The sequence below is a fragment of the Tabrizicola sp. BL-A-41-H6 genome (genome assembly GCF_050632395.1).
Taxonomy (GTDB): Bacteria; Pseudomonadota; Alphaproteobacteria; order Rhodobacterales; family Rhodobacteraceae; genus JAUYQR01.
In genome coordinates this window covers 2,902,442-2,927,406 of the sequence record NZ_CP192600.1, presented here as the reverse complement: position 1 = coordinate 2,927,406, position 24,965 = coordinate 2,902,442, and the positions used below count along the sequence as shown (strand labels likewise).

Sequence of the window (24,965 nt, the reverse complement as noted above, 5' to 3'; positions counted from 1 at the left end):
CTCCAAAATGATGTTCCCAAAGAAGTAGCCCGGCGCGGGGGGCGCCTCAACCCATCAGCGCAGCGACTCCGGGCAATTCCTTGCCCTCCATCCACTCCAAAAACGCGCCCCCGGCGGTGGAGATAAAGGTGAAATCCTCCGCCGCCCCGGCCTGGTTCAGCGCGGCCACCGTGTCACCGCCCCCCGCCACGGAAATCAGCTTGCCCTCACGCGTCAGCCGCGCCGCCGCCTTGGCCGCCGCATTGGTCGCCGCATCGAACGGCGTGATCTCGAAGGCACCAAGCGGCCCGTTCCAGATCAGCGTCTTCGCCCCCGCAAACACCGCCTCGATCGATGCCACCGTCTTCGGGCCAGCATCCAAAATCATCGCGTCCATCGGGCAATCGCGCACGCCGACCACATGGCTTTCCGCGCCAGCCTTGAACTCGCGCGCCACCACCACGTCGACGGGCAGGTGGATCGCACAGCCCGCCTTCTGCGCCTTGCGGTGGATTTCCCGCGCGGTTTCGGCCATCTCGCGTTCGGCCAGCGATTTGCCGACCTCGATCCCCTCTGCCACAAGGAAGGTGTTCGCCATCCCGCCACCGATCACCAGATGGTCCACCTTGGTCACAAGGTTAGCCAGAAGCTCGATCTTCGTCGAAACCTTGGCCCCGCCCACCACTGCCACCACAGGCCGCTCTGGCGTACCCAAGGCCGCTTCCAGCGCCTTCAACTCCGCCTCCATCAACCGTCCCGCTGCCGCCGGCAACAACCGCGCCAGCCCCTCAGTCGAGGCATGCGCCCGGTGCGCCGCCGAAAACGCGTCGTTCACGTAAACATCGCCCAACGACGCCATCTCTGCCGCCAAGGCCGGATCGTTCTTCTCCTCGCCCGGCTTGAAGCGGGTGTTTTCCAGCAGCACGATTTCGCCCTTGCCCGCCCCGGCAATCGCCTTCGCCGCCGCATCGCCCACGCAATCCGCAGCAAAGATCACCTTGCGCCCCAGCGACGCCGACAGCGCCCCCACCAGATGCCCAAGGCTCATCTCCGGCACGACCTTGCCTTTCGGGCGGTCGAAATGCGCCAGCAACACGACCTTGCCGCCCTTGGCGATAATCGCCTCCACCGTCGGCTTGATCTTGTCGATCCGGGTCATGTCGCTGACCACGCCCGCCTCCATCGGCACGTTGATGTCCACGCGGGTCAGCACGGTCTTGCCGCTCAGGTCCATGTCATCCAGCGTGTTCCAGGGCATCGCATCACTCCTCTAAATCCACTTCGCTTTTGCCGCGCATATCACGGCCCCGTCAACCGATCACGACGGTTTGCCCTTCCCTTGGCCGGAACCCGCCATTACGGTCCGCGCGCAATGAAACCCGGAGGTGCCGCATGGCCGAGATCAAAGACCCCGAAAACACCATCATCCTCACGCTGAAAGACGGCGAAGTGGTGATCGAGCTTCTGGCCGACGTGGCCCCGAAGCACACCGAACGCATGAAGGCACTGGCCCGCGCCAAGGCCTATGACAACGTCTGCTTCCACCGCGTCATCGACGGCTTCATGGCCCAGACCGGCGATGTGGCAAACGGCAACATGGAACAGAACTTCAACCTGCGCCGCGCTGGCACGGGCGGCTCGGATCATCCCGATCTGCCGGCCGAGTTTTCGAAGCTTCCGCATGACCGTGGCACGATCGGCGCCGCCCGGTCGCAGAATCCGAACTCGGCCAACAGCCAGTTCTTCATCAACTTCTCGAACAACCACTTCCTGAACGGCCAGTACACCGTCTACGGCCGCGTGATTTCGGGCATGGAACATGTTGACAAGATCACACGCGGCGAACCGCCAGCAAACCCCGACCGCATGATCACTGTCCGGGTGGCCGCCGATGTCGCGTAACCTTGTCCTCGCGGCCGCCTTCGCCGCACTCAGCCTTCCCGCCGCCGCACAAGAAGTGACCGACGGCCCCGGCCCAAACCTCGTGATCGAGGTTGCAGGCACCGCCAACGGCACCGTCGTCATCGACCTGCTGGCTGACAAAGCGCCGCAGCACGTGGCGCAAATCACCGCGCTCGCCACCGAAGGCGCCTATGACAACGTGGTGTTCCACCGGGTCATCGACGGCTTCATGGCGCAGACCGGCGATGTCGCGAACGGCAAGGCGGGCGGCGATCTTTCGATGGCTGGCATGGGCGGCTCCGACAAGCCCGACCTCCCGGCCGAGTTTTCGGACATCTCGTTCCAGCGCGGCATCGTCGGCATGGCCCGCAGCCAAGACCCGAACTCGGCCAACAGCCAGTTCTTCATCATGTTCGCTCCGGGCGATTTCCTTGACGGTCAATACACCGTCGTCGGTCGGGTCATTTCGGGGATGGAGGTGGTCGATGCCATCCAGCGCGGCGAACCGCCCGCAACCCCCGACGTGATGACCAAAGTTACCGTCCAGCCGTAACAAAAGGGGGCCGCAAGGCCCCCTTTTTCACTCCAGCGGCACTTGCGCCACCTTGTCCTTGTAGTCCTGTTGTGGCTTGCGCCCGAACAGCGACTTGATCCCCGCGATCAGCGACGAGGCGTTCTCCCAGATCTCCGCGCTGTCCAGATCCATCCGCATCAGCGCGATGTCCGGGTCGTCCTTGCCGTCATACCAGGCCGCGACAAAGGGGTTCCACAGTCGGTCGATCATCGCCGGGTCCGTATCCTCGCGCAGGACGCCTTCGATCCGCGCGAACAGGTCATGTCCCTTGGCCACATACATCGCCGTGGCAGGCCCGCCTCCCGCGCGCATCAACTCGCTGTCCTGGCTGGTGAAAAACCACAACGGCCCGCGATCTTCGTCGCCATCGACGATCGCGGTCATTGGCCGGGCAGGGGCGTGGTCGCTTTCCGTCCCCAGCATCACCGTCATCTCCGAGCGTATACCCGCCCAAAGTTTCGCTTCCAGCTCATCCGGTGTCGGCATCCGTGGTCCTCCGTTTCAGTTACGAAACAGAAAACGATCCGGCTCGGCGAAGGGTTCCCCCGCCGCCGCTCAAAGGCTCAGTCCAAGACCACCAGCGCGTGCCGCTTCTTGCCCGCCGTCAGCTTCACCGGCTCGACCAGATCTCCAGCCCCCAGCCGCATCGCGGCATCGGTCACCAAATCGTCGTTCAGCCGCGCCCCGCCTTCGGAAATCAGCCGCTTGGCGTCCTTGCCGCTGCCCGCCAGCCCCGCCCGCACGAACAGTTGCACTATGCCAACGCCATCGGCCAACTCTGCCGGCGTGACCCGCACGGTCGGCAGATCGTCCCCGATCCCGCCCTTTTCGAACACCTCGCGCGCCGTGGCCTCTGCCGCTGCCGCCGCTTCCGCTCCGTGCAAAAGCGTCGTCACCGCATTCGCCAGCACGATCTTGGCCGCATTGATCTCCGACCCGCCAAGCGCGCCCAGCCGGTTGCATTCGTCCAGCGGCAATTCGCTATACAGCTTCAGGAACCGCCCCACGTCCGCATCCGTCGTATTGCGCCAGAACTGCCAAAATTCGTAGGGGCTGGTCAGATTGCCGTTCAGCCAGACCGCGCCCTGCGCCGTCTTGCCCATCTTGCGCCCGTCGCTTGTGGTCAGCAGATGCGAGGTCAGCCCGAACACCTCGCCACCGATCACCCGCCGCGTCAGATCGACACCGTTGACGATGTTGCCCCACTGGTCCGACCCGCCCATCTGCAACAAGCAGCCATAGCGGCGGTTCAACTCAAGGAAATCATAGGCTTGCAGGATCATGTAGTTGAACTCAAGGAAGCTGAGCGACTGCTCACGGTCCAGCCGCGACTTCACGCTCTCGAACGAAAGCATCCGGTTCACGCTGAAATGCCGCCCGATATCGCGCAAAAATCCGATGTAGTTCAGCGCGTCCAGCCATTCGGCGTTGTTCACCATCACCGCGTCGCTGGCCGCCTCGCCAAAGCGCACATAGGGCGAAAACGCCCGCTTGATGCCCTCAATGTTCTGCCCGATCTGCGCATCCGTCAGCAAAGGCCGCTCCTCGGCGCGGAATGACGGATCGCCGATCTTCGTTGTCCCGCCGCCCATCAGAACGATCGGTTTGCCACCCGTCATTTGCAGCCAGCGCAGCATCATGATCTGGATCAGGCTACCCACATGCAACGACGTCGCGGTGGCATCGAACCCGATGTATCCCGGCAGCACGCCCTTGACCAAAGCCTCGTCCAGCGCCTGATAATCCGTGCAATCGGCCACATAGCCGCGCTCGAACATCACGCGCAGGAATTCGGATTTCGGATGGTAGGTCATGGGGCACCCGTGCTTTAAGGTGGGCAGGGTATAGCTTTGCACGGGGGCCAAGGGAAGATGCGGAAAGAGGGCGTGCTTTGGGCCTTGGGCGCAATGTCCGGCACCTCGCTTGACGGGGTTGATGCTGCGATGCTCCAGACCGATGGCCACCAGATCCTCGCCTTCGGCCCACACGCCTACCGCCCGTATACTGACGCCGAGCGTTCCACGATCCGCGCCGCCCTCGGCCAATGGCCCGGCGACCCCGCCGTTGCCGCCGCCGCCGAGGTGGTGGAGACCGCCCATGCCGAACTTCTCTCCCGGTTTGAGGGGGCCGATGTGCTGGGCTTTCACGGCCAGACCCTCGCACATGATCCCGCCGGTCGCGGCACCCACCAATGCGGCAATGGTGCGCTTCTGTCCGAAATCCTCGGTGTGACCACGGTCTGGGATTTCCGCTCGTCCGACGTCGCTTTGGGCGGGCAGGGCGCGCCCCTTGCCCCGTTCTTCCACTACGCCTGCGCCCGCCACATCGGGGCCACCGCCCCAATCGCATTCCTCAACCTCGGCGGTGTCGGCAACCTCACCTGGGTCGATCCCACCGCCCCAGGCCCCGACACCCCCGGCGCGCTTCTCGCCTTCGACACCGGCCCTGCCAACGCTCCGATCAACGACCTCATGCACACCCGCCTCGGACTGGCGCAAGACGAAGCCGGCGCACTCGCAAACAAAGGCATTGCGGACGACGCTATCATCACCGCCTTCCTCGCTTCATCCTATTTCTCAAAAACCCCGCCAAAGTCACTGGACCGCAACGATTTTGCCAGCCTCTCGGCCGCCGTCGCTAACCTCTCGGACGCCGATGCCGCAGCCACCCTCACCGCTGCCGCCGCCGCCGCCGTGGCCGCAGGCGCGCGCCACTTCCCGGCACCCATCACCCGCCTCCTCGTCACCGGCGGTGGCCGCCACAACCCCACCCTGATGGCCGAACTTGCGCTTCGCTTCGCCTGCCCGGTAGAGCCCGTGGAATCCGTCGGTCTCAACGGCGACATGCTGGAGGCGCAGGCCTTCGCCTACCTCGCCGTGCGCGTCCTTGCGAAACTCCCGACATCGGCCCCCGGCACCACCGGCGTTCCCGCTTTCGTCGGCGGTGGCCAGGTTTCGCGCCCGCCACTCTCGCAAACCTCGGTCACGCCTCCCGGCGGCCCTGCAGCATTGACAGCGTATAAATTACCAGAGCCGCCCAGATCAGCGCAAACGCCGCCATCTTGACCGCGCTGAACGGCTCGTCGAACAGAAACACCGCCGTCAGGAAGATCATCGTCGGCGCGATGTACTGCATGATCGCGATGGTCGACAGCCGCAACCGCTTGGCGCCATTGGCATAAATCATCAGCGGCCCCGCCGTGACCAGCCCGCAGCCGAACAACAGCGCCGTGTCCCAGCCGACGCCAGTCATGAAATGCCCGCCCCCCGCCACGCTCAGCCAGCCGATATAGGCCAAGGCCAGCGGCAACAGGATCAACACTTCCAACGTGAAGCCCTGGTTCGGCCCGATCGGAAGCCATTTCTTCAAGAACGCATAGAACCCCCACGACAGCGTCAGCCCCAGCGCCACCACTGGCAACCGCCCCGCGTCCCATGTCAGCACCGCCACCGCCACCGCCGCCAATGCAATCGCCACGCCCTGCGCAGGCCGGATCCGTTCCCTCAGCAAGACCGCGCCAAGAAAGATCGAGAAGAGGGGGTTGATGTAATACCCCAGCGCCGCATCCAGGGCATGACCCGACCCGATGGCCCAGACATAGATGCCCCAGTTCACCGAAATCAGCGCCGCCGTCAGCGCGCCCATCGCCAGCATCCGTGGGCTGCGCAGCGCCGCCCGCAACTCCGCAGTCCGCCCAAGGACCGCAATCACCGCCAGCGCAATCGGCACCGACCACACCACTCGATGCGCAATGACCTCAACCGGCGCGATATGCGCCATCGCCTTCATGTAGATCGGCAGGAACCCCCACAGCAGATAGGCTGTCAACGCAAAGAAGAACCCACTCATCGAGTCTTCGTTCTTCGGGTTCATCTGGGGGGCCAAAGGGGCAGGGGTCTCGCTCATGCGGCCCTGACTACCCCGCCCAGCTTGGCCTAGGCCACCCGAAACTTGTGCCCCGCACAATCGCCCCAAGCCAAACGGGCCTGCCCGCGCCGACGACCCACAAGGCGCGCAGCGTAGCCGCCCTCCGTTACAAGCGCCGTTGCAGATAGCCTCGCGTGAACGCCGCATACCCCTCCGCCGTCACCCGCAACTCCTGCCGCATCAGGTGGTGCAACGCCGGCAGCCGATGAAACGGCACCGCCGGATAGACGTGGTGCTCCACATGATACGGCATGTTCCACGCCAGAAACCGGACCAGCGCCGTGGTGAACACTGTCCGCGTGTTCTGAAACATGTTCGCCACCTTGGGGCAATCGCCATGCTCGGCAAGCAGATAAAGCCGTAGCACCGGCTGGCCCAGAACCACCGGCACGATCCACACCCACAGCGGCACCGGCGTCCAGAAAAACGACGCCAGAACAGCGCCATACCCCGCCGCCATCCACCGCGCCTCGGCCACGATCCGGCCCTTTGCCCCCTGCGGCAGATAGTCCCCCTCGGCCCGCCCGCGCACCAGCGCCGCCAAAAGCCGCGCCTCCGATCCCCAATAGGGCAGCCCCGACACATGCCAGACCCATGCCCGCCACCCCTCGGGCTTGCCTCCCGCCAGTTCCGGGTCGCGCCCCTCGATGTTGGTCCAGCGGTGGTGCGCCAGGTGAAAGTAGCGAAACCACTCGAACGGCAGCAGCAGCAGAAAGCCCGCCAGCCGCCCCGCCCATTCGTTCAGCCACGGCGTCCGGAACGGCGTCTTGTGCGTCGCCTCATGCTCCAGCGTGAAAAGAAATACCACCAGCACGCCCTGCACCGGCAACAGCGCCCACCACCCCGGCACTCCCGCCGCGATCAGCCCCCCAACCAGCGCAATCGCCCCCAGATGCCCCGCCAGATGCCTCACGCCCGGGCCGTCCGAAACCGCCGTCAAATCCGCCCGCACCTCAGGCGCCAGCCCCGCCACGAAGTCCCGATGGTCCATCACCCTATCTCGAACCCTTCGGGCGCCAGTTCGAACCCATCGAACCGAAACCCCGGGCTGACCGTGCAACTGACCAGCGACCACGCCCCCGTGGTCCGCGCCGCCTGCCACCAGCCCTTTGGCACCACCGCCTGCACCGCCTGACCGTCTAGCACCGCAGCGCCCATCACCACCTCCTGCGCAGGCCCGGCCGCCGTTTCGGCCAGCCCCAGCACCAAGGGCGCGCCCGCGTGCCACAGCCAGATTTCATCCGCATCCACCCGGTGCCAATGGCTCCGCTCGCCCGTCGCCAGCAGGAACAGGATCGCCGTTCCCGACGCGCGGCCCGCAATCTCCGGCCCCGCCCAAGTTTGCCGATACCAGCCACCCTCCGGGTGCCGCGCCAACGCCAGATGTGCGATGATCCTCTCTGCCTCGGTCATGCCGTAGCCCTTTCACTTGGCCTCACAGAATGGCAGGATGCGGGCGCATGACAAGCATCCTCATCCTCGGCGCGGGCCTCCTCGGTGCCAGCCTTGCCCACCGCCTTGCCGCCGGTGGCCACGCCGTCACCATCATCGACGCAAGCCTTCCCGCAACCGAAGCCTCCGGGCGCAGCTTCGGCTGGATCAACGCCAGCTTTTATGGCTCCACCGCGCACTTCCACCTGCGCCATGCCGCCATCGCCGCGCACCACCGCCTCGCGGCCGAGGTGCCCGACACCGGCCACCACTGGACCGGCTGCCTCTGGTGGGAAGACGAAACCGTTGATGCCAAAGCCGAAACCCTCGCAGCCCTCGGCTACCCCGTCCGCATCCTTACCCGCGCCGAGGTTGCGGCCCTTGAACCGAACCTCGCCACCCCACCCGCCCACGCGCTCCACTTCTCCGCCGAAGGCGCGGTCGACGCCGCGCACCTGACGCACCGCCTGCTGGCGACGGCTTCCCGCCACGGCGCGCGCCTTTTCACCGGCACCCGCGCCACTGCGCTTTTGACCAAAGGCGGCCGCATCACCGGCGCGTTGACCGAGGCTGGCCCATTCCACGCCGACCATACCCTGCTCGCCACCGGGACCGGTACGCCCGCGCTCCTCGCGCCCCTCGGCCTCACCCTGCCGATGCTGAACCGCCCCGGCGCGATGCTGCGAACGCAAGCCCTGCCGCGTCTTGTCAGCCACATCCTTGCCACGCCGACGCAGGAACTCCGGCAAGACCCGCAAGGCCACCTCCTTGCACCCGCAAGCGCCAGCCACCAATCCGACACCAGCGAAACCCTGCCCAATCCGGCGCAGGCCGCCGCCGAAACCCTCGCCCGGCTGCAGGTCCTATTCCCGCAAACGCCGCTGCATATCGAAAGCCTAACGCAGGCCCACCGCCCGGTTCCCGGCGACGGTCTGCCGCTGGCAGGCCCGATCCCCGGCCATCCGAACCTCTGGCTTGCGCTGATGCACTCCGGCGTCACCCTCGCGCCGCTGGTGGCCGAGCTTCTTGCGGCCGAAATCGCAGGGCAGGGTGCCGACCCGCTCCTTGCCCCGTTCCGCCCCGACCGCCTGCTTTGAAACGAAAACGGGCGCCCCAATGGGCGCCCGCTTCGTAACCTGTCGCGAAAGCCTCACGCCCGCAGGATGCTCCGTCCGGCATATTCCGCCGTCTCGCCCAGCAGTTCCTCGATCCGGATCAGCTGGTTGTACTTCGCCAACCGGTCCGACCGGCTCAGCGACCCGGTCTTGATCTGCCCGCAGTTGGTGGCAACGGCAAGGTCGGCGATCGTCGCGTCCTCGGTCTCGCCCGACCTGTGGCTCATCACATTGGTATAGCGCGCCCGGTGCGCCATCTCGACCGCCTGCAGCGTTTCGGTCAGGGTGCCGATCTGGTTCACTTTCACCAGCATCGAATTGGCGCAACCGGCCTTGATGCCTTCGGCCAACCGGCGCGGGTTGGTCACGAACAGATCGTCGCCCACCAGTTGGATCTTGTCGCCCAGCGTGTCGGTCAACAGCTTCCAGCCCGCCCAGTCATCCTCGGAACAGCCGTCTTCGATGCTGATGATCGGATAATCTTTGGCCAGCCCTGCAAGGAATGCCACGTTCTCCTCGATGGACAGCGACTTGCCTTCGCCCTTCATCTCGTACTTGCCGCCCCGGAAGTATTCCGTCGCCGCGCAATCCAGCGCCAGGAAGATATCCTCACCCGGCGTATACCCTGCCTTCTCGATGGATTTCAGAATGAAATCAAGCGCATCGCGGGCAGAGCTCAGATTCGGTGCGAACCCGCCCTCGTCACCGATCCCGGTGTTGTGGCCCGCGTTCTGCAATTCCTTCTTCAGCGTGTGGAACACCTCAGATCCCATCCGCACCGCCTCGCGGATGTCCTGCGCCCCGACCGGCATGATCATGAATTCCTGAATGTCGATCGGGTTGTCGGCATGTTCGCCGCCGTTGATGATGTTCATCATCGGCACCGGCAGGATGCGCGCGGACGTGCCGCCAACGTAGCGATAAAGCGGTTGGCCGCTGAACTCCGCCGCCGCCTTCGCCACCGCCAGTGACACGCCCAGAATGGCATTTGCCCCCAACCGCGACTTGTTCGGCGTCCCGTCCATCTCGATCATGGTGCGGTCGATGCCGACCTGCTCGGTCGCGTCAAAGCCCACGATTTCTTCGGCGATCTCGCCGTTCACCGCAGCCACGGCCTCCAGCACGCCCTTGCCCTTGTAGCGCGCCGGATCGCCATCGCGCCGCTCGTTGGCTTCATGCGCGCCCGTCGATGCGCCCGAGGGAACGGCGGCGCGGCCCATCGAGCCGTCCTCCAGATAGACGTCCACCTCGACCGTCGGGTTGCCCCGGCTGTCCAGAATTTCGCGGGCGTGAATGTCGATGATCGTGCTCATGGCGGCGCTCCCTTGGGGCGGATGATGCTCTCGCCGCCCCTTTACCCCGGCTCATCCCCTATGGGAAGCGCGTTTCCGCGCCCGTTCGCGTGCAAAGGAGTAAAGCCCCGACCCGATGATCAGCGCCGCCCCGGCATAGGTCCACCCGTCCGGCCACTCGCCAAAGACCAGCGCGCCTATGGCCATCGCGAACACCAGCCGCGTATAGCGGAACGGCGCCACCACCGAAACCTCGCCCGTACGCGTCGCCGCGGTGATCGCCCAATACCCCGCCGTGCCGAACGCCACCGCGCCCAACAGCACCAGCCCCTGACCCGCCGTCACCGCCCGCACCTCACCCGAGGCCAGCATCATCCCCGCCCCCAAGACCGCCACCGCCATCAGCCCCCAGGCCGACACCTGCGCCGTCGTCACCACCGCCGGTATCCGCCGCGAGGCCAGATCACGCAGCGTCAGGCCAGCGACCGTGACCAGCACGAAAAGCGCCTCTGGGCGAAACCCGTCCATCCCCGGCCGGATCACCAAAAGCACCCCGGCAAACCCCACCGCAATCGCCGTCCAGCGCCGCCAGCCCACCTGTTCGTGCATGAACAGCGCCGCCGCCATCGTCACCGCCAGAGGCATCGCTTGCAGCACCGCCGAAACCGTCGACAACGGCACCGTGGCCAAGGCTGCAACATACCCCGCCGACCCGATCATCTCGCCGATGTTGCGCGCGATCACCGCCGGTTGCAGCGCCTCGCGCACCAGAATGCGCTGCCCCTGCGCCCAGGCCATTGCCACGAACACCGGCAGCCCGAACGCGCCCGACACGAAAATGATCTGACCGACGGGCAGCCCCACCGCGGCCCATTTCAAAAACATGTCCTCGACCCCGAACAAGGCCATCGACGCGACCATCAAGAGGATGCCGCGCAGATTCTGGCTGCTTGCGTGGGATGCGATCATCCGCGCCTCCTACCGCGCCGCCGCGCCAAACGAAAGCCGCTCTGCTTGCCCTTCATCGCCCGCACAGGCACAAGGGCGCGGAAGTCAAAGGGGCAGGCGATGAACCGCAAGGACAGGCTCGATGCGTTCGGCGGCGCGATGGTGGTGGGTGTCATGCTCCTCCTCGCGTTCAACCAGATCATCGTCAAGGTGGTGAACGCGGGCCTGCAACCGGTGTTCTTCGCCGGCCTGCGCTCCCTTCTCGCGATCTTCTTCGTCTGGGCCTGGCTCGTCTGGCGCAAGCGCCCGCCGCGCCTGACGCGCGCCACGCTGCCCACCGGCCTTCTTATGGGCGCGGTCTTCGCGCTCGAATTCCTCTGCCTCTTCGTGGCGCTCGACCTCACCACAGTGGGCCGCACCTCGGTGATCTTCTATTCCATGCCGGTCTGGTTCGCGCTCATGGCGCATTTCGGCCTTGGCGACCGGATCACCCCGATCCGCGCCGCTGGCCTCCTTCTCGCCTTCGCGGGCGCTGCATGGGCGATCCTGTCGGGCCCGACCACCGGGCAGGGCTCCCTCACCGGCGATCTTTTTGCCCTGACCGGCGCGTTCTGCTGGGCCGGCACCGCCTACATCGCCCGCCGCCCCGTGATGCGCGCCGAAGGGCCCGAGATGCAGCTTTTCTGGATGGTCCTCGTCTCCGCTCCGCTCCTCCTTCTCGCCGCGCCGTTCTTTGGCCCTCTGATCCGCGATCTGCAACCGATCCACCTCTTCTGGCTGGTGTTCCAGGCCTCCATCGTCGTCGCGGGCGGTTTCGTGTCATGGCTCTGGCTGATGTCGGTCTACCCGGCCTCCACCGTGGCCTCGTTTTCCTTCCTCACGCCGATCTTCGCGCTCACCCTCGGTGCCCTGATTTTCGGCGAAACCGTCACCTGGGCGATTCTCGGCGCGGCTGTTCTGGTGGCGGCCGGCATCGTGCTCATCAACCGCCCGGCGCGCGGCTAATTCGGGCCAAACCGCCAGAATCGCTCCGCAGCCCGTCGTCCACAGGCAGGGCAGGGCACCAGCCTGTCTCAAGCCGTCTGCACAACCGGGCGCGTTTCCTCACAAATCCCGCTCTCCTCAGAGATCGGGTGAAGATTGTCCCCACGGCTGTCCACAACCATGCGCTGAACTTGATGACGTTCGCGTGACTGTGACATCGCCGCGTCAAGGTTAAAAATCCGCAAGCATCGCAAATAAATCCGTTGAACGGCGCCTGCGAATACGACAGTTTGACAGCGCGGCCGGGGTCAACACCATATCTAGTGCCGTGCGAGGTTGAAGCAGTCAGACAGTCACCGCCAACCCCGGATCAACCGGGTGGCGCCTGCAAGACGGGTTTTCCTCGTTTCAATCAATATCGGCCAGCGCGCCGCAAAAACGGGATCAGGGGCATGAAGATCGAGCGGAAGTTCACCACCGAGGCGACAGGCGCTTATGGCGCAATGGCGTTTAACACCACCGTTTCCGAAATCCGCAACCCGGATGGCACCGTTGTGTTCCGCAACGACGCCGTCGAGGTGCCCGAGGGCTGGAGCCAGGTCGCCTCCGACGTGCTCGCCCAGAAGTATTTCCGCAAGGCCGGCATCCCGGCACGGCTGAAGCGCGTCAAGGAAAAGGGCGTGCCCGAATTCCTCTGGCGCTCGGTCTCCGACGAAGCCGCGCTTGCCGAACTTCCCGCAGATCAGCGTAACGTCGGCGAAACCTCGTCCAAGCAGGTCTTCGACCGCCTTGCCGGCGCGTGGGCCTACTGGGGCTGGAAGGGTGGCTACTTCACCACCGAATCCGACGCCCGCGCCTATTTTGACGAGATGCGCTTCATGCTGGCCCGCCAGATGGCCGCCCCGAACAGCCCGCAGTGGTTCAACACCGGCCTGCATTGGGCCTACGGCATCGACGGCCCGTCCCAGGGCCACTATTACGTCGACCACAAGACCGGCGTGCTGACCAAATCCACCTCCGCCTACGAACACCCGCAGCCGCACGCCTGCTTCATCCAGTCGGTCAAGGACGACCTCGTCGGCGACGGCGGCATCATGGACCTCTGGGTGCGTGAGGCGCGTCTGTTCAAATACGGTTCCGGCACCGGCACCAACTTCTCCTCGCTTCGCGGCGAAGGGGAAAAGTTGTCGGGCGGCGGCAAATCCTCCGGCCTGATGGGCTTCCTGAAAATCGGTGACCGCGCTGCCGGCGCCATCAAGTCCGGCGGCACCACCCGCCGCGCCGCCAAGATGGTCATCATCGACATGGACCACCCCGATGTCGAAGACTTCATCAACTGGAAGGTCATCGAGGAACAGAAGGTCGCCTCCCTCGTCGCCGGTTCCAAGATGCACGAGGCCCGCCTCAACGACATCTTCGCTGCGATCAAAGCCTTCGACGGCACTATGGAAGGTGCCACCGACCCCGCCGCCAACCCCGCGCTGAAAGCCGCGATCAAGGCCGCGAAAAAGTCGATGATCCCCGACACCTACACCAACCGCATCCTGCAATACGCCCGCCAAGGCTTCACATCGATCGAGTTCCCGACCTACGACACCGACTGGGACTCGGAGGCCTACATCTCTGTCTCCGGCCAGAACTCCAACAACTCCGTCCGCGTCACCGATGCCTTCCTCAAGGCCGTCAAGGAAGACAAGCCGTGGGAACTCATCCGCCGCACCGACGGCAAGGTCGCCAAGACCGTCTCGGCACGTGAGCTGTGGGACCAGATCGGCCACGCCGCCTGGGCCTGCGCCGACCCCGGCATCCAATTCCACGACACCGTCAACGCCTGGCACACCTGCCCCGAAGATGGCGCGATCCGCGGCTCCAACCCCTGCTCGGAATACATGTTCCTCGACGACACCGCCTGCAATCTGGCGTCGATGAACCTCCTCACTTTCTTTCACGACGGCAAGTTCGATGCGGAGGCTTACGTCCACGCCTCGCGCCTCTGGACCGTCACGCTGGAAATCTCGGTGATGATGGCGCAGTTCCCGTCGCAGGAAATCGCCAAACTTTCTTACGACTTCCGCACCCTCGGCCTCGGCTACGCCAACATCGGCGGCCTCCTGATGAATATGGGCCTCGGCTATGACAGCAAGGAAGGCCGCGCGCTTTGCGGCGCCCTGACCGCCGTGATGACCGGCATCTCCTACGCCACCTCGGCTGAGATCGCCAAGGAACTTGGCCCCTTCGCCGGCTACGCCCGCAACCGTGACCACATGCTCCGCGTCATCCGCAACCACCGCGCTGCCGCCCACGCGACCGGCGTCTACGAAGGCCTGAACGTCCCGGCTGTCGCCCTCGACCACGCGAACTGCCCGGACCAGACCCTCGTCGCCCTCGCCAAATCCGCCTGGGACGAGGCCTTGCGCCTCGGTGAAGCGCACGGCTTCCGCAACGCCCAGACCACCGTGATCGCCCCCACCGGCACCATCGGCCTCGTGATGGATTGCGACACCACCGGCATCGAGCCCGACTTCGCCCTCGTGAAGTTCAAGAAACTCGCTGGCGGCGGCTACTTCAAGATCATCAACCAGTCGGTCCCGGCCGCGCTTGAAAAGCTCGGCTACACCACCGCCCAATCGGCCGAAATCGTCGCCCACGCCGTCGGCCACGCCTCGCTCGGCCAAGCCCCCGGCATCAACCACACCTCGCTCATCGGCCACGGTTTTGGGGCGCGCGAGATCGAGAAGATCGAGGCCGCACTCCCCTCCGCCTTCGACATCAAGTTCGTCTTCAACCAGTGGACCCTCGGCGCCGACTTCTGCAAAGGCACCCTCGGCATCCCCGAAGAAAAGCTGAACGACCCGACCTTCGACCTTCTGCGCCACCTCGGCTTCACCAAAGCCCAGATCGACGCCGCCAACGACCATGTCTGCGGCACGATGACCCTCGAGAACGCCCCGCACCTCAAGCCCGAGCACTACTCGGTCTTCGATTGCGCCAACCCCTGCGGCAAGACCGGCAAGCGCTTCCTGTCGGTCGAATCCCACATCTACATGATGGCCGCCGCGCAGTCGTTCATCTCCGGCGCGATCTCGAAGACCATCAACATGCCGAACTCGGCCACCATCCTTGAAACGCTTGCCGCCTACGAACTCAGCCACTCGCTCGGCATCAAGGCCAACGCGCTTTACCGCGACGGCTCCAAACTCAGCCAGCCGCTGGCGTCGGCGCTGGTCGAGGATGACGAGGAAGCCGAAGAAATCCTGACCAACGGCTCCACGATGGAAAAGGCCACCGTGATCGCGGAAAAGATCATCGAAAAGGTGATCATCAAGGAAATCGTCCGCTCCAACCGCGAGAAACTTCCCGAACGCCGCAAGGGTTACACCCAGAAGGCCATCGTCGGCGGCCACAAGGTCTATCTCCGCACTGGCGAATACCAGGACGGCTCGCTGGGCGAGATTTTCATCGACATGCACAAGGAAGGTGCCGGCTTCCGTGCGATGATGAACAACTTCGCCATCGCCGTCTCGGTAGGCCTGCAATACGGCGTGCCGCTGGAGGAATTTGTCGAGGCCTTCACCTTCACCCGCTTCGAACCCGCGGGCATGGTGCAGGGCAATGACAGCATCAAGAACGCGACCTCGATCCTCGATTACATCTTCCGCGAACTGGCGGTCTCCTACCTCGACCGCACCGACCTCGCCCACGTCGCCCCGAAAGGCGCTTCGTTCGACGATCTCGGACGGGGAGAGGAAGAGGGCAAGCGCAACATCGCCGAAGTGGCCGAGACGAACTCATCGCTTGAATTCCTCAAGCAGATCTCGTCCACCGGCTACCTCCGCAAGCGCGTGCCGCAGGAACTCGTGGTGCACCAGGGTGGCATGAATGCCATGCTCGCCACTGGCACCGATCAGGTCGCGGCGCTGAACATGCTGGCCCCGACAGCCAGCAGCTTCGTGGCCGGGTTCTCGGAAACCACCTCGACCTACGCGCTCTCAAGCGGCACCACCGACGCCCGCTCCAAGGCCAAGCTGCAAGGCTACACCGGCGACAGCTGCTCCGAATGCGGCAACTACACGATGGTCCGCAACGGCTCTTGCCTGAAGTGCAACTCCTGCGGCGGGACGACGGGCTGCAGCTGATCTGAGATTGGGTTGGGGCGGAAGAGTTGCCGCTCGACCGCCCCGGCTTTCCTACGTGTGAATGGCACAGCGCCGGAGAAGCTTTCTCGCTCCTCGCAGGACTATGGGTAGTGGATTAACGAGTGCTTGTGTCAAATGAACGGGCGGGGATCTGCTCCCCGCCCGCTTTTTTACCCGGAACCAAGGGCGAAGCCCGCCGGTCAGCGCCCGCTTCCCGGCCCAGCCACGGGCAGGGCATTCTGCGCGGAAATCGTCCACTGGACGATTTCTGATCGCTCATCTCTCCCCTCAGGCGGGCGCTCCTGCACAGTCACCAGCAGGATAGCCGTGGGAGGGGCTGACCCATAAACCGCCTAAACCAGCCCTTGCTGCGCCCACCCGGCGGTCAGGCGCGGCCCTCTGTCCTGACGACCCCCAACAAACCCACAAGACCGAACGCCCCACCCGCGCTATGCTTCGCCAGTCCGCCCGCGTCACGGAGCACCGCCATGCCCGCCCTCGATTTCTTCTACTTCTTCGGCAGCGCCTACGCCTACCTCTCGGTCCAGCGCATCGGCCGCCTTGCCGCCGAAGCCGGTGTCCATGTCAACTGGCGCCCGATCAACGTCCGCCCGCTGATGGCCCGCAACAACGTCGCCCTCAGAAACGAGACGCTCAAGGTCGCCTACATGTGGCGCGATGTCGCCCGCCGCGCGGCGCACCACGGCCTGCCGTTCAAGCAAGCCCCGATCTGGCCCACCGATCCGACGCTCCTCGCCAACCGCGTCGGCATCGTCGCGGGGCAGGGTGGCTGGTGCGAGGCCTACACCGTCGCCAGCTTCCGCGCCTGGTTTCTTGACGGCCAGCCCCTCGGCACGCGCGAAAGCCTCGCGCAGATCCTCGGCCCTCTCGGGCAGGACGTCGACGCCACCATCGCCTTGGCCGAAACCCCCGAATGTGCCGCCCGCTATGACGCGGAGACCGAGGTCGCGCTTTCGCACGGCGTCTTCGGCTCGCCGTCCTTCGTGGTGAACGGAGAGTTGTTCTGGGGCGACGACCGTCTGGAAGAAGCCCTCCTCTGGGCGCAAGGGCGCCACGCCGTGCAAAACAACCTCCGCGTCTGACCGGGCTCCCCTCCGCCACGCAGCCAACGACGCACCTTCATTCGACCCTTCTCTCCCGGCTTCCTCTTCGCAAAAATATCCCACGGGAGGTCCGGAGGGTGTGAAACCCTCCGGGGCGAGCCAAGGGCCGACCCCGCCAATCCTTAACGAACCCTGAAGCCGCCCTCGCAACCCCTTGAAATCACTGATGCACAAAAGTGTCCCACGGTGGGACACCACCCCGCGTTTGACCCCGCTCCCCCCCGGCGCTACCATCGTCCGATGACCCAAGACCCCGCCCGATCAATGACCAAGGCCCTGCGCGACACCGGCGTCCGCGTGACCCGCCAGCGCGAGGCGCTTCTCAAGGTGCTGACCGAGGCCGACGACCACCCCGACGCGGCCGAACTTCACCGCCGGGCCAAAAGCCTCGACGACAGCGTCTCCCTCGCGACGGTCTACCGCACCCTCTCGGTCCTCGAACGCGAAGGCGTGGTCCAGCGCCTTTCCCTCGAAAACGGCGGCGCCCGCTTCGAAGTGACCGACGCCCCGCACCACGACCACATCGTCGATCTCGACACCGGCCAGATCACCGAGTTCCGCTCCGAAAAGATCGAACAGTTGCAGCGCGAAATCGCCGCCGAGATGGGCTACGACATCGTCCACCATCGGCTGGAGCTTTACTGCCGCAAGACCCGCTAGTCCCCAGCCTCAGACCGTCCTGACCAGCCGCAGCGCATCATAGATCGCGGCATGGGTATTCCGCGCCTCGACCGCGTCGCCGATCCGGAACAACTGGAACCCCGGCACCGCGGGCTGCGCCCGCCCCTCGATCAGCGCGTCATAGTCCACCGCGCCCCGGTTCCCCGACACCGGCTTCAGGTCGAAGTAGATCCCCGCGTTCGGTTGCGTGCCGTGGTTCACCACCACCTGATCGAAGTGCCGCTCCTGCGCCAGCTTCATGTAATCGCTGCCCACGACCGCCTTGATCAGGTTGCCGTCGCGCACCGCCGCCCGCAGCCGATAGGTCACGGTGAAGGTCACCTTCTTGTCCTGCAAGCCGCGCATGTAAGGCACCAGGTTCATCGCCATCACCTCGGGCGCAAAGGTCCGGTCCGGCGTCATAACCTCCACCACCGCCCCGCTGTCGGCCAGCACCTGCGCCGCCTGAAGTGCGGTATGATCGCCCGCATCGTCATAGAGCAATACGTTCGTCCCCGGCTTCACATCGCCCGACAGGATATCCCACGCCGATACCGTCACGTCATTGCCTGCCTCCAGAATATCCTTTTCCGGCAGCCCTCCGGTCGCAATCACCACCACATCGGGGTTCAGCGCCGTCACATCCGCCGCCTCGGCGAAGGCGTTGAACCGGAACTCCACCCCCCGCGCCGCGCATTGCGCCATGCGCCAGTCGATGATGCCGATCATCTCGGCCCGCCGCTTCGATTGCGCGGTCAACAGCACCTGCCCACCGGGCCGATCCGCCGCTTCGAACACCGTCACCGCGTGCCCCCGCTCCGCCGCCACCCGCGCGGCCTCGAGCCCGGCCGGACCGGCGCCGACCACCACGACCCGCTTTTTGACCGCTGCCGGGGCGATGTCATGCGGCATCGTCTCCTCGCGCCCGGTCGAAGGGTTATGGATGCAAAGCGCGATGCCGCCCTGATAGATCCGGTCAAGGCAATAGGTCGCCCCGACGCATGGCCGAATATCCGCCTCGCGCCCCTCGATGATCTTGCGCACGATATGGGGGTCGGCGATATGCGCCCGTGTCATCCCGACCATGTCCAACTGCCCAGAGGCGACCGCATGGCGCGCCGTCGCCACGTCAGGAATGCGGGCCGCATGGAAGGTGGGTAGACCGACCTCGGCCCGCACCCGACCGGCGAAATCCAGATGCGGGGCCGACCGCATCCCTTGAATAGGGATCACGTCGGTCATCGCCGGATCGGTATGGATACGACCCTTGATGATGTTCAGGAAATCGACGTTGCCGCTGTCGCGGAACATCTTGCCGATGGCGATGCCTTCGTCCGCGTCGATGCCGCCGGGATCATCCTCATCCGCCGTATAGCGCACGCCCAGCAGGAAATCCGGCCCCACCCGCTTGCGGCAGGCGGCCAGCACCTCCAGCGAGAATCGCGCGCGGTTTTCAAGGCTGCCGCCATAAGGCGCGGGCAGGGCGTTGGTGAAGGGCGACATGAACTGGTCCATCAGGTGGCCGTAGCATTCGAACTCCACCCCGTCCAAACCCGCCGCCTGCATCCGTTCGGTCGCGTCGGCGTAATCCTCGATGATCCGGGCAATGTCCCAGTCCTCGATCACCTTCGGGAATGCGCGGTGGCTGGGTTCGCGCGATGGCCCTGCCGCCACCGTAGGCAGCCAGTCGCCCTTGTCCCAGCGCGTGCGGCGGCCAAGGTGGGTCAGCTGGATCATCACCGCCGCGCCCGCCTCGTGGCAATCATCGGCCAGCCGCTTCATCCACGGCACTACCTCGTCCTTGTAGGCTAGGATGTTGTTGAACACCGGCGGGCTGTCCTTCGACACCGCGGCAGACCCCGCCGTCATGGTCAGCGCCACGCCGGCACGGGCGCGTTCCAGATGGTAAAGCCGGTAGCGATCCTTCGGCATCCCGTCCTCGGGGTAGGCCGGTTCATGGCTGGTGGTCATGATCCGGTTGCGCAGGGTCAGATGCTTAAGCTGATAGGGCTGCAACAGCGGATCGTTCGACATGATGGCTCCGAGGGCTGGCGTTTACAGCAATCTGCCGCCGCGCCCCGCCGTCCGTCAATCGCAAACTCGACACATGTGTCGATTTTTGCAGCGCTGCCTCTTGTGTCGCACCATCGGCGGCGTTTACGCTTGCGCCATGACCCTTGATCGCACCGACCGAAGCTGGCGCGGAACACCTGACCTGTGGCTGGACGCCGCCTATGACCTGCTGGTCGAGGCCGGGGTCGAGGCGGTGAAGGTCATGCCGCTCGCGCAGCGCCTTGGCCTGTCGCGCACCTCGTTTTATTGGCACTTTCCGGACCGCGAGGCACTTCTGGCCGGACTGGTGGAACGCTGGCGGGCAAAGAACACCGGCAACCTTGTCGCGCGCTGCGAAGCGCCGGCGGCTACGATTTCGGAAGCGATGCTGAACCTGATCGACTGCTGGGTCGATCCGGCGTTGTTTGACAGCCGCCTTGAATTCGCGATGCGGACATGGGCGCTGACCGACGCCACCGTCAAGGCCGCGATGGAGGAGGCCGATGGCACCCGGCTTGCCGCGATTACCGCGCTTTTCCGCCGCTTCGGCTATGGCGAAACCGAGGCGGATACCCGGGCGCGCACGCTCTACCTTACCCAAGTGGGCTATATCGCAGTCGGGTCCGAGGAAAGTTTCGCGATCCGCATGGGCCGCATCCCCGCCTATGTGCTGACCTTCTCGGGCGTCGCCCCCAACCCTGCCGAAGTCGCGGCGTTCCGGGGACGGCACACGGGCTGAGCCTCAGGCCAGCCGGGTCAGCAGCGCCATCAGCACCGACCGTTCGGTGGCATCAAGCGGTGCGAGGGTATCGCGCGAAATCTCAAGCGCCGTGGCCTTGCGCGCCTCGAACAGTTGCGCCCCTTCCGATGTCAGCGTGACGGTCAGGCGGCGGCGATCGTCAGGGTCGGCGGCGGTGGCGACAAGGCCCAGCTTTGCCAACCGGTCGACCACGCCCTTGATCGTGGCCGCGTCCATCGCCGTCGATCGGCCAAGGTGATTCTGCGACAAGGGGCCGGTTTCGGCCAATCGCGCCAGCACGGCGAACTGCGTCGTCGTCACTTCGGGGATCGCTTCGGAAAAGATCGACAGATGCCGCTGTGTCACACGACGCAGCACATATCCGATCTGTTCATCCAGACTGTAGCGGTGCGGCCTGTCCATCGTCCTTTCGGGATAACCTTCCAAACCCAGCCACGCAAGACAGTTGACAGGCGGCAGGATCGGCCCGCACACTTGTTGCCATACAAACGATTTTCAGGTTCGCCCGTGCAGTCACACGTCCGCCCGCAGACCCTGGATGAAGCCGTCGCCGCGTTGCGGTCCGGTTCGGCGCGGGTGTTGGCTGGGGGCACCGATCTTTACCCCGCCGCGGGTGCGCAGCTGTCCGGCCGCATCCTCGATCTCACAGGGATCAGCGACCTGCGCGGCATCGCGGCCATCGGTGGCGGAATGCGTATCGGCGCCGCCACCACATGGACCGCCATCGCCGAGGCTGACCTGCCGCCCGCGCTTCGCGCCCTGCAACAGGCGGCGCTGCAAGTCGGCGGCCGCCAGATCCAGAACGCCGGCACCCTTGGCGGCAACCTCTGCAACGCTTCGCCCGCCGCCGATGGCGTGCCGCCGCTGCTGGCCGCCGACGCCGAGGTAGAGCTTCTGTCGCCCGCCGGCGCCCGCCGATTGCCGCTAAGCACTTTCCTGACCGGTCCGCGCCATACAGCCCTCCGCCCCGGCGAGCTTCTGGTCGCGGTTCATATCCCGTCCTCCGGCCTTACCGGACGTTCCACCTTCCTCAAGCTTGGCGCGCGCAGCCATCTGGTCATCTCCATCGTCATGGTCGCGGCGCGCATCGTGCTGGACGGGGGCAGGGTGGCCAACGCCGCCATTGCCGTCGGTTCCTGCTCGGGCACCGCGCAGCGCCTTCCGCTGGTCGAGGCTTCCCTGATCGGCGCCACCCCGCACGAAGCCGCCAGGCGCATCCGCCCCGCCGATGTCGCCGCCGCGCTGTCGCCCATCGACGACATCCGCGCCACCGCCGTCTACCGCCTGACTGCCGCCACCGAACTTGTCACCCGCGCCGTGGTCGAGGTGACCCGATGATCGCCTTCACCCTGAACGGCCAGCCCGTCACCACCGACGCGCCCCCCACCGAACGGCTAAGCGAGGTCTTGCGCGAACGTCTCGGCCTCAAAGGCACCAAAGTCGGCTGCGATGCTGGCGATTGCGGGGCCTGCACCGTGCTGGTCGACGGTGCGTCATTCTGCGCCTGCCTGATGCCCGCCGCACAAGTGTCGGGCCGTGAGGTGCAAACGGTCGAGGCCGAAACCCCCACGCTTACCCGCCTCCGCGCCGCGTTCCTGCGTCACGGTGCGGCGCAATGCGGCATCTGCACGCCCGGAATGCTGATGGCCGCCGCCGACCTTCTGTCTCGCACCCCCAAACCAACCCGGACCGAAGTTGAAACCGGCCTCGGTGGCGTCCTCTGCCGCTGCACCGGCTACGCCAAGATCATCACGGCAGTCTGCGACGCAGGGCAGGGCGCCCCGACCGCGCTCTCTGGCGCCATTGGCCAGCGCATTGAGCGGCTGGATGGGGCGGCCAAGGTCGCGGGCGACAGATTCGGTGCCGACGAATGGCCCGAGGGCGCGCTTGTCCTCAAGGCGGTCCGCTCGCCGTACGCCCATACCGCCTTTATAATTGGCGACCTTGGCGCGTTCAGCGCTCGGCCGGGTGTCGCCGCCGTATTCACCGCCGCCGACATTCCGGGACGCAACGCGTTTTCAGTGATTCCGCCCTTCGCGGATCAACCCGCCATCGCCGCCTCTCCCGCCCGGTTCCGCGGCGAATGCGTGGCCGTCGTCGCGTTTGAACCCGGAACTGACCCGGACCTGACGGATTTCCCGGTCACCTTCACTCCGCTTCCCGCCCTCACCACTCCCGCCGATGCCGAAACCGGCGCCCCTCTCCACGCCAACCGCCCCGGTAACGTCCTCGTCGAGGGCCGCGTCCGCAAGGGCGACGCCGCAACGGCCCTCGCCACCTCGGCCCATATCGTCGAAGGCCAGATGACCACCGCCTTCGTCGAACACGCCTACATCGAACCCGAGGCTGGCTCCGCCTGGATGGACGGCGAAATCCTCACCATCCGCGCCTGCACCCAAGCGCCGGGGATGGACCGCGAAGATACCGCCGCGATCCTCGGCCTTCCTCAGACCCGCGTCCGGATCATCCCCTCCGCCGTTGGCGGCGGCTTCGGCTCGAAACTGGACATCTCGCTCCAACCCCTCCTCGGCCTCGTCGCCCTCAAAACCGGCCGCCCCTGCCGCATGACCTACAGTCGTCAGGAAAGCATGGCCTCCACCACCAAGCGCCACCCCGCCGAAATGACCGGCCGCATCGGCTGCGACGCGACAGGCCGGATCACCGCCGTCGACTTCGAAGGCCGCTTCAACACCGGCGCCTATTCCAGCTGGGGCCCCACCGTCGCGAACCGCGTCCCGGTCCACGTCTCCGGCCCCTACCGCACGCCCCACATTACCGCGAAGGCCCGCGCGATCCACACCCACGGCCCCGTCTCCGGCGCGTTCCGTGGCTTTGGAGTGCCGCAAGGCGCCCTCTGGCAGGAAACCCTCTACGACCGCCTCGCCGACAAGGCCAGGATCGACCGGCTGGAATTTCGCATCCTGAACGCGCTCTGCGACGGCGATGCCTCGGCCACCGGGCAGATCCTGCACGCTACCGGCATCGCCCCCTGCCTCGAGGCGCTGCGCCCCCACTGGCACCGTGCGCTGGCCGAAGCCAAGGCCCAGCCCAACCGCGGCGTCGGCGTCGCCTCCTGCTGGTATGGCTGCGGCAATACCGCCCTGCCGAACCCCTCCACCATCCGCATCGGCCTCTCCCACACGGGCCACATCATGCTCCACCAAGGCGCCACCGACATCGGTCAAGGTTCCAACACCGTCATCCCCCAGATCGCCGCCGAAGCCCTGGGCCTGCCGCTCGCAGCCTTCCGCCTGATCGGCCCCGACACCGCCCTAACACCCGACGCAGGCAAGACCTCCGCAAGCCGCCAGACCTTCGTCACCGGCCGTGCCGCCAAAGCCGCGGCCGAGGCGCTGCGCCACGCCATCCTCCGCCTCGCTAACGCAGGGCAGGGCGCCAGCCTGGCGCTTGACGGCGCAACCCTCACCGTCCGCGAAGGCACGACCCTCCGCCACGTCGACCTCGCAGCCCTTCCGCGCGACCTCCACGGCTACGCCCTCTCCTCCGAAGAAACCTACGATCCCCCGACCTCGCCCCTCGACGCCGATGGCCAGGGCAAACCCTACGCACTTTACGGCTACGGCGCGCAGATGGTGGAACTGGAGGTTGACCCGTCCCTCGGCACCACGCGTCTCTTGAAGATCACCGCCGCGCACGACGTGGGCCGCGCGATCAACCCGACCCTCGCCGAAGGCCAGATCGAAGGCGGCATCGCTCAGGGCATCGGCCTTGCGCTCATGGAGGATTACATCGCCGGTCGCACCGAAAACCTGCACGACTACCTGATCCCCACCTTCGGCGATGTGCCCCCGATCGAAAGCCTCCTGATCGAAGTGCCCGATCCCGAAGGTCCGTTCGGCGCCAAGGGCCTTGGCGAACACGTCCTGATCCCCACCGCTCCGGCCATCCTCAACGCCATCCGCCACGCTACCGGTGCAGAACTCACCCGCGTCCCCGCCCTGCCGCACCGCGTCCGCGCCGCGATGGAGGCCCGCACATGACCCGCTTCCAGCTTCCCCTTCGCGAAATATCCTCCGGGGGTGCGGGGGTGGAAAACCCCCGCTGCAACGGCAAGGCCGGG

The 24,965-nt window shown here is 65.8% G+C and carries 21 protein-coding genes; 11 read left to right on the top strand and 10 right to left on the bottom strand.

All coding sequences use genetic code 11. The features are described 5' to 3' along the window. Positions 1-46: 46 nt before the first annotated feature. A complete protein-coding gene (locus tag ACROUL_RS14280; protein ID WP_431300132.1) occupies positions 47-1,237 on the bottom strand; it encodes a phosphoglycerate kinase in 1,191 nt (396 codons plus the stop codon). 134 nt (positions 1,238-1,371) lie between these two features. Between ACROUL_RS14280 and ACROUL_RS14275 the strand changes: the two genes are divergently transcribed. After that, positions 1,372-1,881, top strand: a complete 510-nt coding sequence (locus ACROUL_RS14275) for a peptidylprolyl isomerase (protein ID WP_431300131.1) — start codon at positions 1,372-1,374, stop codon at positions 1,879-1,881. Continuing rightward, positions 1,871-2,434 carry a peptidylprolyl isomerase gene (locus tag ACROUL_RS14270; protein WP_431300130.1) on the top strand — a complete coding sequence of 188 codons (564 nt, stop codon included), beginning with the start codon at positions 1,871-1,873 and terminating at the stop codon, positions 2,432-2,434. Before ACROUL_RS14275 ends, ACROUL_RS14270 begins: the two co-directional genes overlap by 11 nt. A 27-nt stretch (positions 2,435-2,461) precedes the next feature. Here the strand turns inward: ACROUL_RS14270 and ACROUL_RS14265 are convergent, their stop codons facing one another. Both ACROUL_RS14265 and tyrS read right to left on the bottom strand, forming a co-directional pair. Continuing rightward, positions 2,462-2,941, bottom strand: a complete 480-nt coding sequence (locus tag ACROUL_RS14265; protein WP_431300129.1) for a pyridoxamine 5'-phosphate oxidase family protein — start codon at positions 2,939-2,941, stop codon at positions 2,462-2,464. Between the two features lie 77 nt (positions 2,942-3,018). Beyond that, positions 3,019-4,269 carry a tyrosine--tRNA ligase gene (tyrS, locus tag ACROUL_RS14260; RefSeq protein WP_431300128.1) on the bottom strand — a complete coding sequence of 417 codons (1,251 nt, stop codon included), beginning with the start codon at positions 4,267-4,269 and terminating at the stop codon, positions 3,019-3,021. Positions 4,270-4,326: 57 nt separating this feature from the next. On the opposite strand from tyrS, the gene ACROUL_RS14255 reads away from it, so the two are divergent. Then, positions 4,327-5,520, top strand: coding sequence for an anhydro-N-acetylmuramic acid kinase (locus ACROUL_RS14255; RefSeq protein ID WP_431300127.1), 1,194 nt, complete (start codon positions 4,327-4,329; stop codon positions 5,518-5,520). Here the strand turns inward: ACROUL_RS14255 and rarD are convergent. From rarD to ACROUL_RS14240, 3 genes are all read right to left on the bottom strand, one after another. Further along, a complete protein-coding gene (rarD, locus tag ACROUL_RS14250) occupies positions 5,438-6,361 on the bottom strand; it encodes an EamA family transporter RarD (protein ID WP_431300126.1) in 924 nt (307 codons plus the stop codon). The two genes, ACROUL_RS14255 and rarD, sit on opposite strands and share 83 nt — an antisense overlap. 127 nt (positions 6,362-6,488) lie before the next feature. Then, positions 6,489-7,373, bottom strand: a complete 885-nt coding sequence (locus ACROUL_RS14245; RefSeq protein ID WP_431300125.1) for a fatty acid desaturase — start codon at positions 7,371-7,373, stop codon at positions 6,489-6,491. Continuing rightward, positions 7,373-7,795, bottom strand: coding sequence for a cupin domain-containing protein (locus ACROUL_RS14240; RefSeq protein ID WP_431300124.1), 423 nt, complete (start codon positions 7,793-7,795; stop codon positions 7,373-7,375). The genes ACROUL_RS14245 and ACROUL_RS14240 overlap by 1 nt, the downstream gene beginning before the upstream one ends. Before the next feature lie 47 nt (positions 7,796-7,842). Here ACROUL_RS14240 and ACROUL_RS14235 point away from each other — a divergent pair, with 47 nt between their 5' ends. Next, on the top strand, positions 7,843-8,910 hold the full coding sequence (locus ACROUL_RS14235; protein WP_431300123.1) for an NAD(P)/FAD-dependent oxidoreductase: 1,068 nt from the start codon (positions 7,843-7,845) through the stop codon (positions 8,908-8,910). Between the two features lie 53 nt (positions 8,911-8,963). On the opposite strand, the gene eno is transcribed toward ACROUL_RS14235, so the two are convergent. Then, positions 8,964-10,241, bottom strand: coding sequence for a phosphopyruvate hydratase (gene eno, locus ACROUL_RS14230; RefSeq protein WP_431300122.1), 1,278 nt, complete (start codon positions 10,239-10,241; stop codon positions 8,964-8,966). Between the two features lie 51 nt (positions 10,242-10,292). After that, positions 10,293-11,189: a DMT family transporter gene (locus ACROUL_RS14225; RefSeq protein WP_431300121.1), complete on the bottom strand. Its 897-nt coding sequence runs from the start codon at positions 11,187-11,189 to the stop codon at positions 10,293-10,295. Positions 11,190-11,288: 99 nt separating this feature from the next. Between ACROUL_RS14225 and ACROUL_RS14220 the strand changes: the two genes are divergently transcribed. From ACROUL_RS14220 to ACROUL_RS14205, 4 genes are all read left to right on the top strand, one after another. Continuing rightward, complete coding sequence (locus tag ACROUL_RS14220; protein WP_431300120.1) at positions 11,289-12,173, top strand: DMT family transporter; 885 nt, start codon at positions 11,289-11,291, stop codon at positions 12,171-12,173. 431 nt (positions 12,174-12,604) lie between these two features. After that, complete coding sequence (locus ACROUL_RS14215) at positions 12,605-16,288, top strand: vitamin B12-dependent ribonucleotide reductase (RefSeq protein ID WP_431300119.1); 3,684 nt, start codon at positions 12,605-12,607, stop codon at positions 16,286-16,288. Positions 16,289-16,776: 488 nt separating this feature from the next. Next, positions 16,777-17,391, top strand: coding sequence for a 2-hydroxychromene-2-carboxylate isomerase (locus ACROUL_RS14210; protein WP_431300118.1), 615 nt, complete (start codon positions 16,777-16,779; stop codon positions 17,389-17,391). Positions 17,392-17,676: 285 nt separating this feature from the next. Continuing rightward, on the top strand, positions 17,677-18,072 hold the full coding sequence (locus ACROUL_RS14205) for a Fur family transcriptional regulator (protein WP_431300117.1): 396 nt from the start codon (positions 17,677-17,679) through the stop codon (positions 18,070-18,072). A gap of 9 nt (positions 18,073-18,081) precedes the next feature. On the opposite strand, the gene ACROUL_RS14200 is transcribed toward ACROUL_RS14205, so the two are convergent. Continuing rightward, positions 18,082-20,106, bottom strand: a complete 2,025-nt coding sequence (locus ACROUL_RS14200; protein WP_431300116.1) for an FAD-dependent oxidoreductase — start codon at positions 20,104-20,106, stop codon at positions 18,082-18,084. A 136-nt stretch (positions 20,107-20,242) separates the two neighbouring features. Between ACROUL_RS14200 and ACROUL_RS14195 the strand changes: the two genes are divergently transcribed. Then, the gene (locus ACROUL_RS14195) at positions 20,243-20,863 is read left to right on the top strand and encodes a TetR/AcrR family transcriptional regulator (RefSeq protein WP_431300115.1); all 621 of its coding nucleotides are present in this window, start codon (positions 20,243-20,245) and stop codon (positions 20,861-20,863) included. Positions 20,864-20,866: 3 nt separating this feature from the next. On the opposite strand, the gene ACROUL_RS14190 is transcribed toward ACROUL_RS14195, so the two are convergent. Beyond that, on the bottom strand, positions 20,867-21,286 hold the full coding sequence (locus ACROUL_RS14190; protein ID WP_431300114.1) for a MarR family winged helix-turn-helix transcriptional regulator: 420 nt from the start codon (positions 21,284-21,286) through the stop codon (positions 20,867-20,869). A 105-nt stretch (positions 21,287-21,391) separates the two neighbouring features. On the opposite strand from ACROUL_RS14190, the gene ACROUL_RS14185 reads away from it, so the two are divergent. Continuing rightward, positions 21,392-22,222, top strand: a complete 831-nt coding sequence (locus ACROUL_RS14185; RefSeq protein ID WP_431300113.1) for an FAD binding domain-containing protein — start codon at positions 21,392-21,394, stop codon at positions 22,220-22,222. Continuing rightward, positions 22,219-24,885, top strand: coding sequence for a molybdopterin-dependent oxidoreductase (locus ACROUL_RS14180; RefSeq protein WP_431300112.1), 2,667 nt, complete (start codon positions 22,219-22,221; stop codon positions 24,883-24,885). The genes ACROUL_RS14185 and ACROUL_RS14180 overlap by 4 nt, the downstream gene beginning before the upstream one ends. Positions 24,886-24,965 lie beyond the last annotated feature (80 nt).

Bases quoted from the DNA above. Each gene is read 5' to 3' on its own strand.
- ACROUL_RS14280 (WP_431300132.1), bottom strand. From the start codon at position 1,237: ATGCCCTGGAACACGCTGGATGACATGGACCTGAGCGGCAAGACCGTG.
- ACROUL_RS14275 (WP_431300131.1), top strand. From the start codon at position 1,372: ATGGCCGAGATCAAAGACCCCGAAAACACCATCATCCTCACGCTGAAA.
- ACROUL_RS14270 (WP_431300130.1), top strand. From the start codon at position 1,871: ATGTCGCGTAACCTTGTCCTCGCGGCCGCCTTCGCCGCACTCAGCCTT.
- ACROUL_RS14265 (WP_431300129.1), bottom strand. From the start codon at position 2,941: ATGCCGACACCGGATGAGCTGGAAGCGAAACTTTGGGCGGGTATACGC.
- tyrS (WP_431300128.1), bottom strand. From the start codon at position 4,269: ATGACCTACCATCCGAAATCCGAATTCCTGCGCGTGATGTTCGAGCGC.
- ACROUL_RS14255 (WP_431300127.1), top strand. From the start codon at position 4,327: ATGCGGAAAGAGGGCGTGCTTTGGGCCTTGGGCGCAATGTCCGGCACC.
- rarD (WP_431300126.1), bottom strand. From the start codon at position 6,361: ATGAGCGAGACCCCTGCCCCTTTGGCCCCCCAGATGAACCCGAAGAAC.
- ACROUL_RS14245 (WP_431300125.1), bottom strand. From the start codon at position 7,373: ATGGACCATCGGGACTTCGTGGCGGGGCTGGCGCCTGAGGTGCGGGCG.
- ACROUL_RS14240 (WP_431300124.1), bottom strand. From the start codon at position 7,795: ATGACCGAGGCAGAGAGGATCATCGCACATCTGGCGTTGGCGCGGCAC.
- ACROUL_RS14235 (WP_431300123.1), top strand. From the start codon at position 7,843: ATGACAAGCATCCTCATCCTCGGCGCGGGCCTCCTCGGTGCCAGCCTT.
- eno (WP_431300122.1), bottom strand. From the start codon at position 10,241: ATGAGCACGATCATCGACATTCACGCCCGCGAAATTCTGGACAGCCGG.
- ACROUL_RS14225 (WP_431300121.1), bottom strand. From the start codon at position 11,189: ATGATCGCATCCCACGCAAGCAGCCAGAATCTGCGCGGCATCCTCTTG.
- ACROUL_RS14220 (WP_431300120.1), top strand. From the start codon at position 11,289: ATGAACCGCAAGGACAGGCTCGATGCGTTCGGCGGCGCGATGGTGGTG.
- ACROUL_RS14215 (WP_431300119.1), top strand. From the start codon at position 12,605: ATGAAGATCGAGCGGAAGTTCACCACCGAGGCGACAGGCGCTTATGGC.
- ACROUL_RS14210 (WP_431300118.1), top strand. From the start codon at position 16,777: ATGCCCGCCCTCGATTTCTTCTACTTCTTCGGCAGCGCCTACGCCTAC.
- ACROUL_RS14205 (WP_431300117.1), top strand. From the start codon at position 17,677: ATGACCAAGGCCCTGCGCGACACCGGCGTCCGCGTGACCCGCCAGCGC.
- ACROUL_RS14200 (WP_431300116.1), bottom strand. From the start codon at position 20,106: ATGTCGAACGATCCGCTGTTGCAGCCCTATCAGCTTAAGCATCTGACC.
- ACROUL_RS14195 (WP_431300115.1), top strand. From the start codon at position 20,243: ATGACCCTTGATCGCACCGACCGAAGCTGGCGCGGAACACCTGACCTG.
- ACROUL_RS14190 (WP_431300114.1), bottom strand. From the start codon at position 21,286: ATGGACAGGCCGCACCGCTACAGTCTGGATGAACAGATCGGATATGTG.
- ACROUL_RS14180 (WP_431300112.1), top strand. From the start codon at position 22,219: ATGATCGCCTTCACCCTGAACGGCCAGCCCGTCACCACCGACGCGCCC.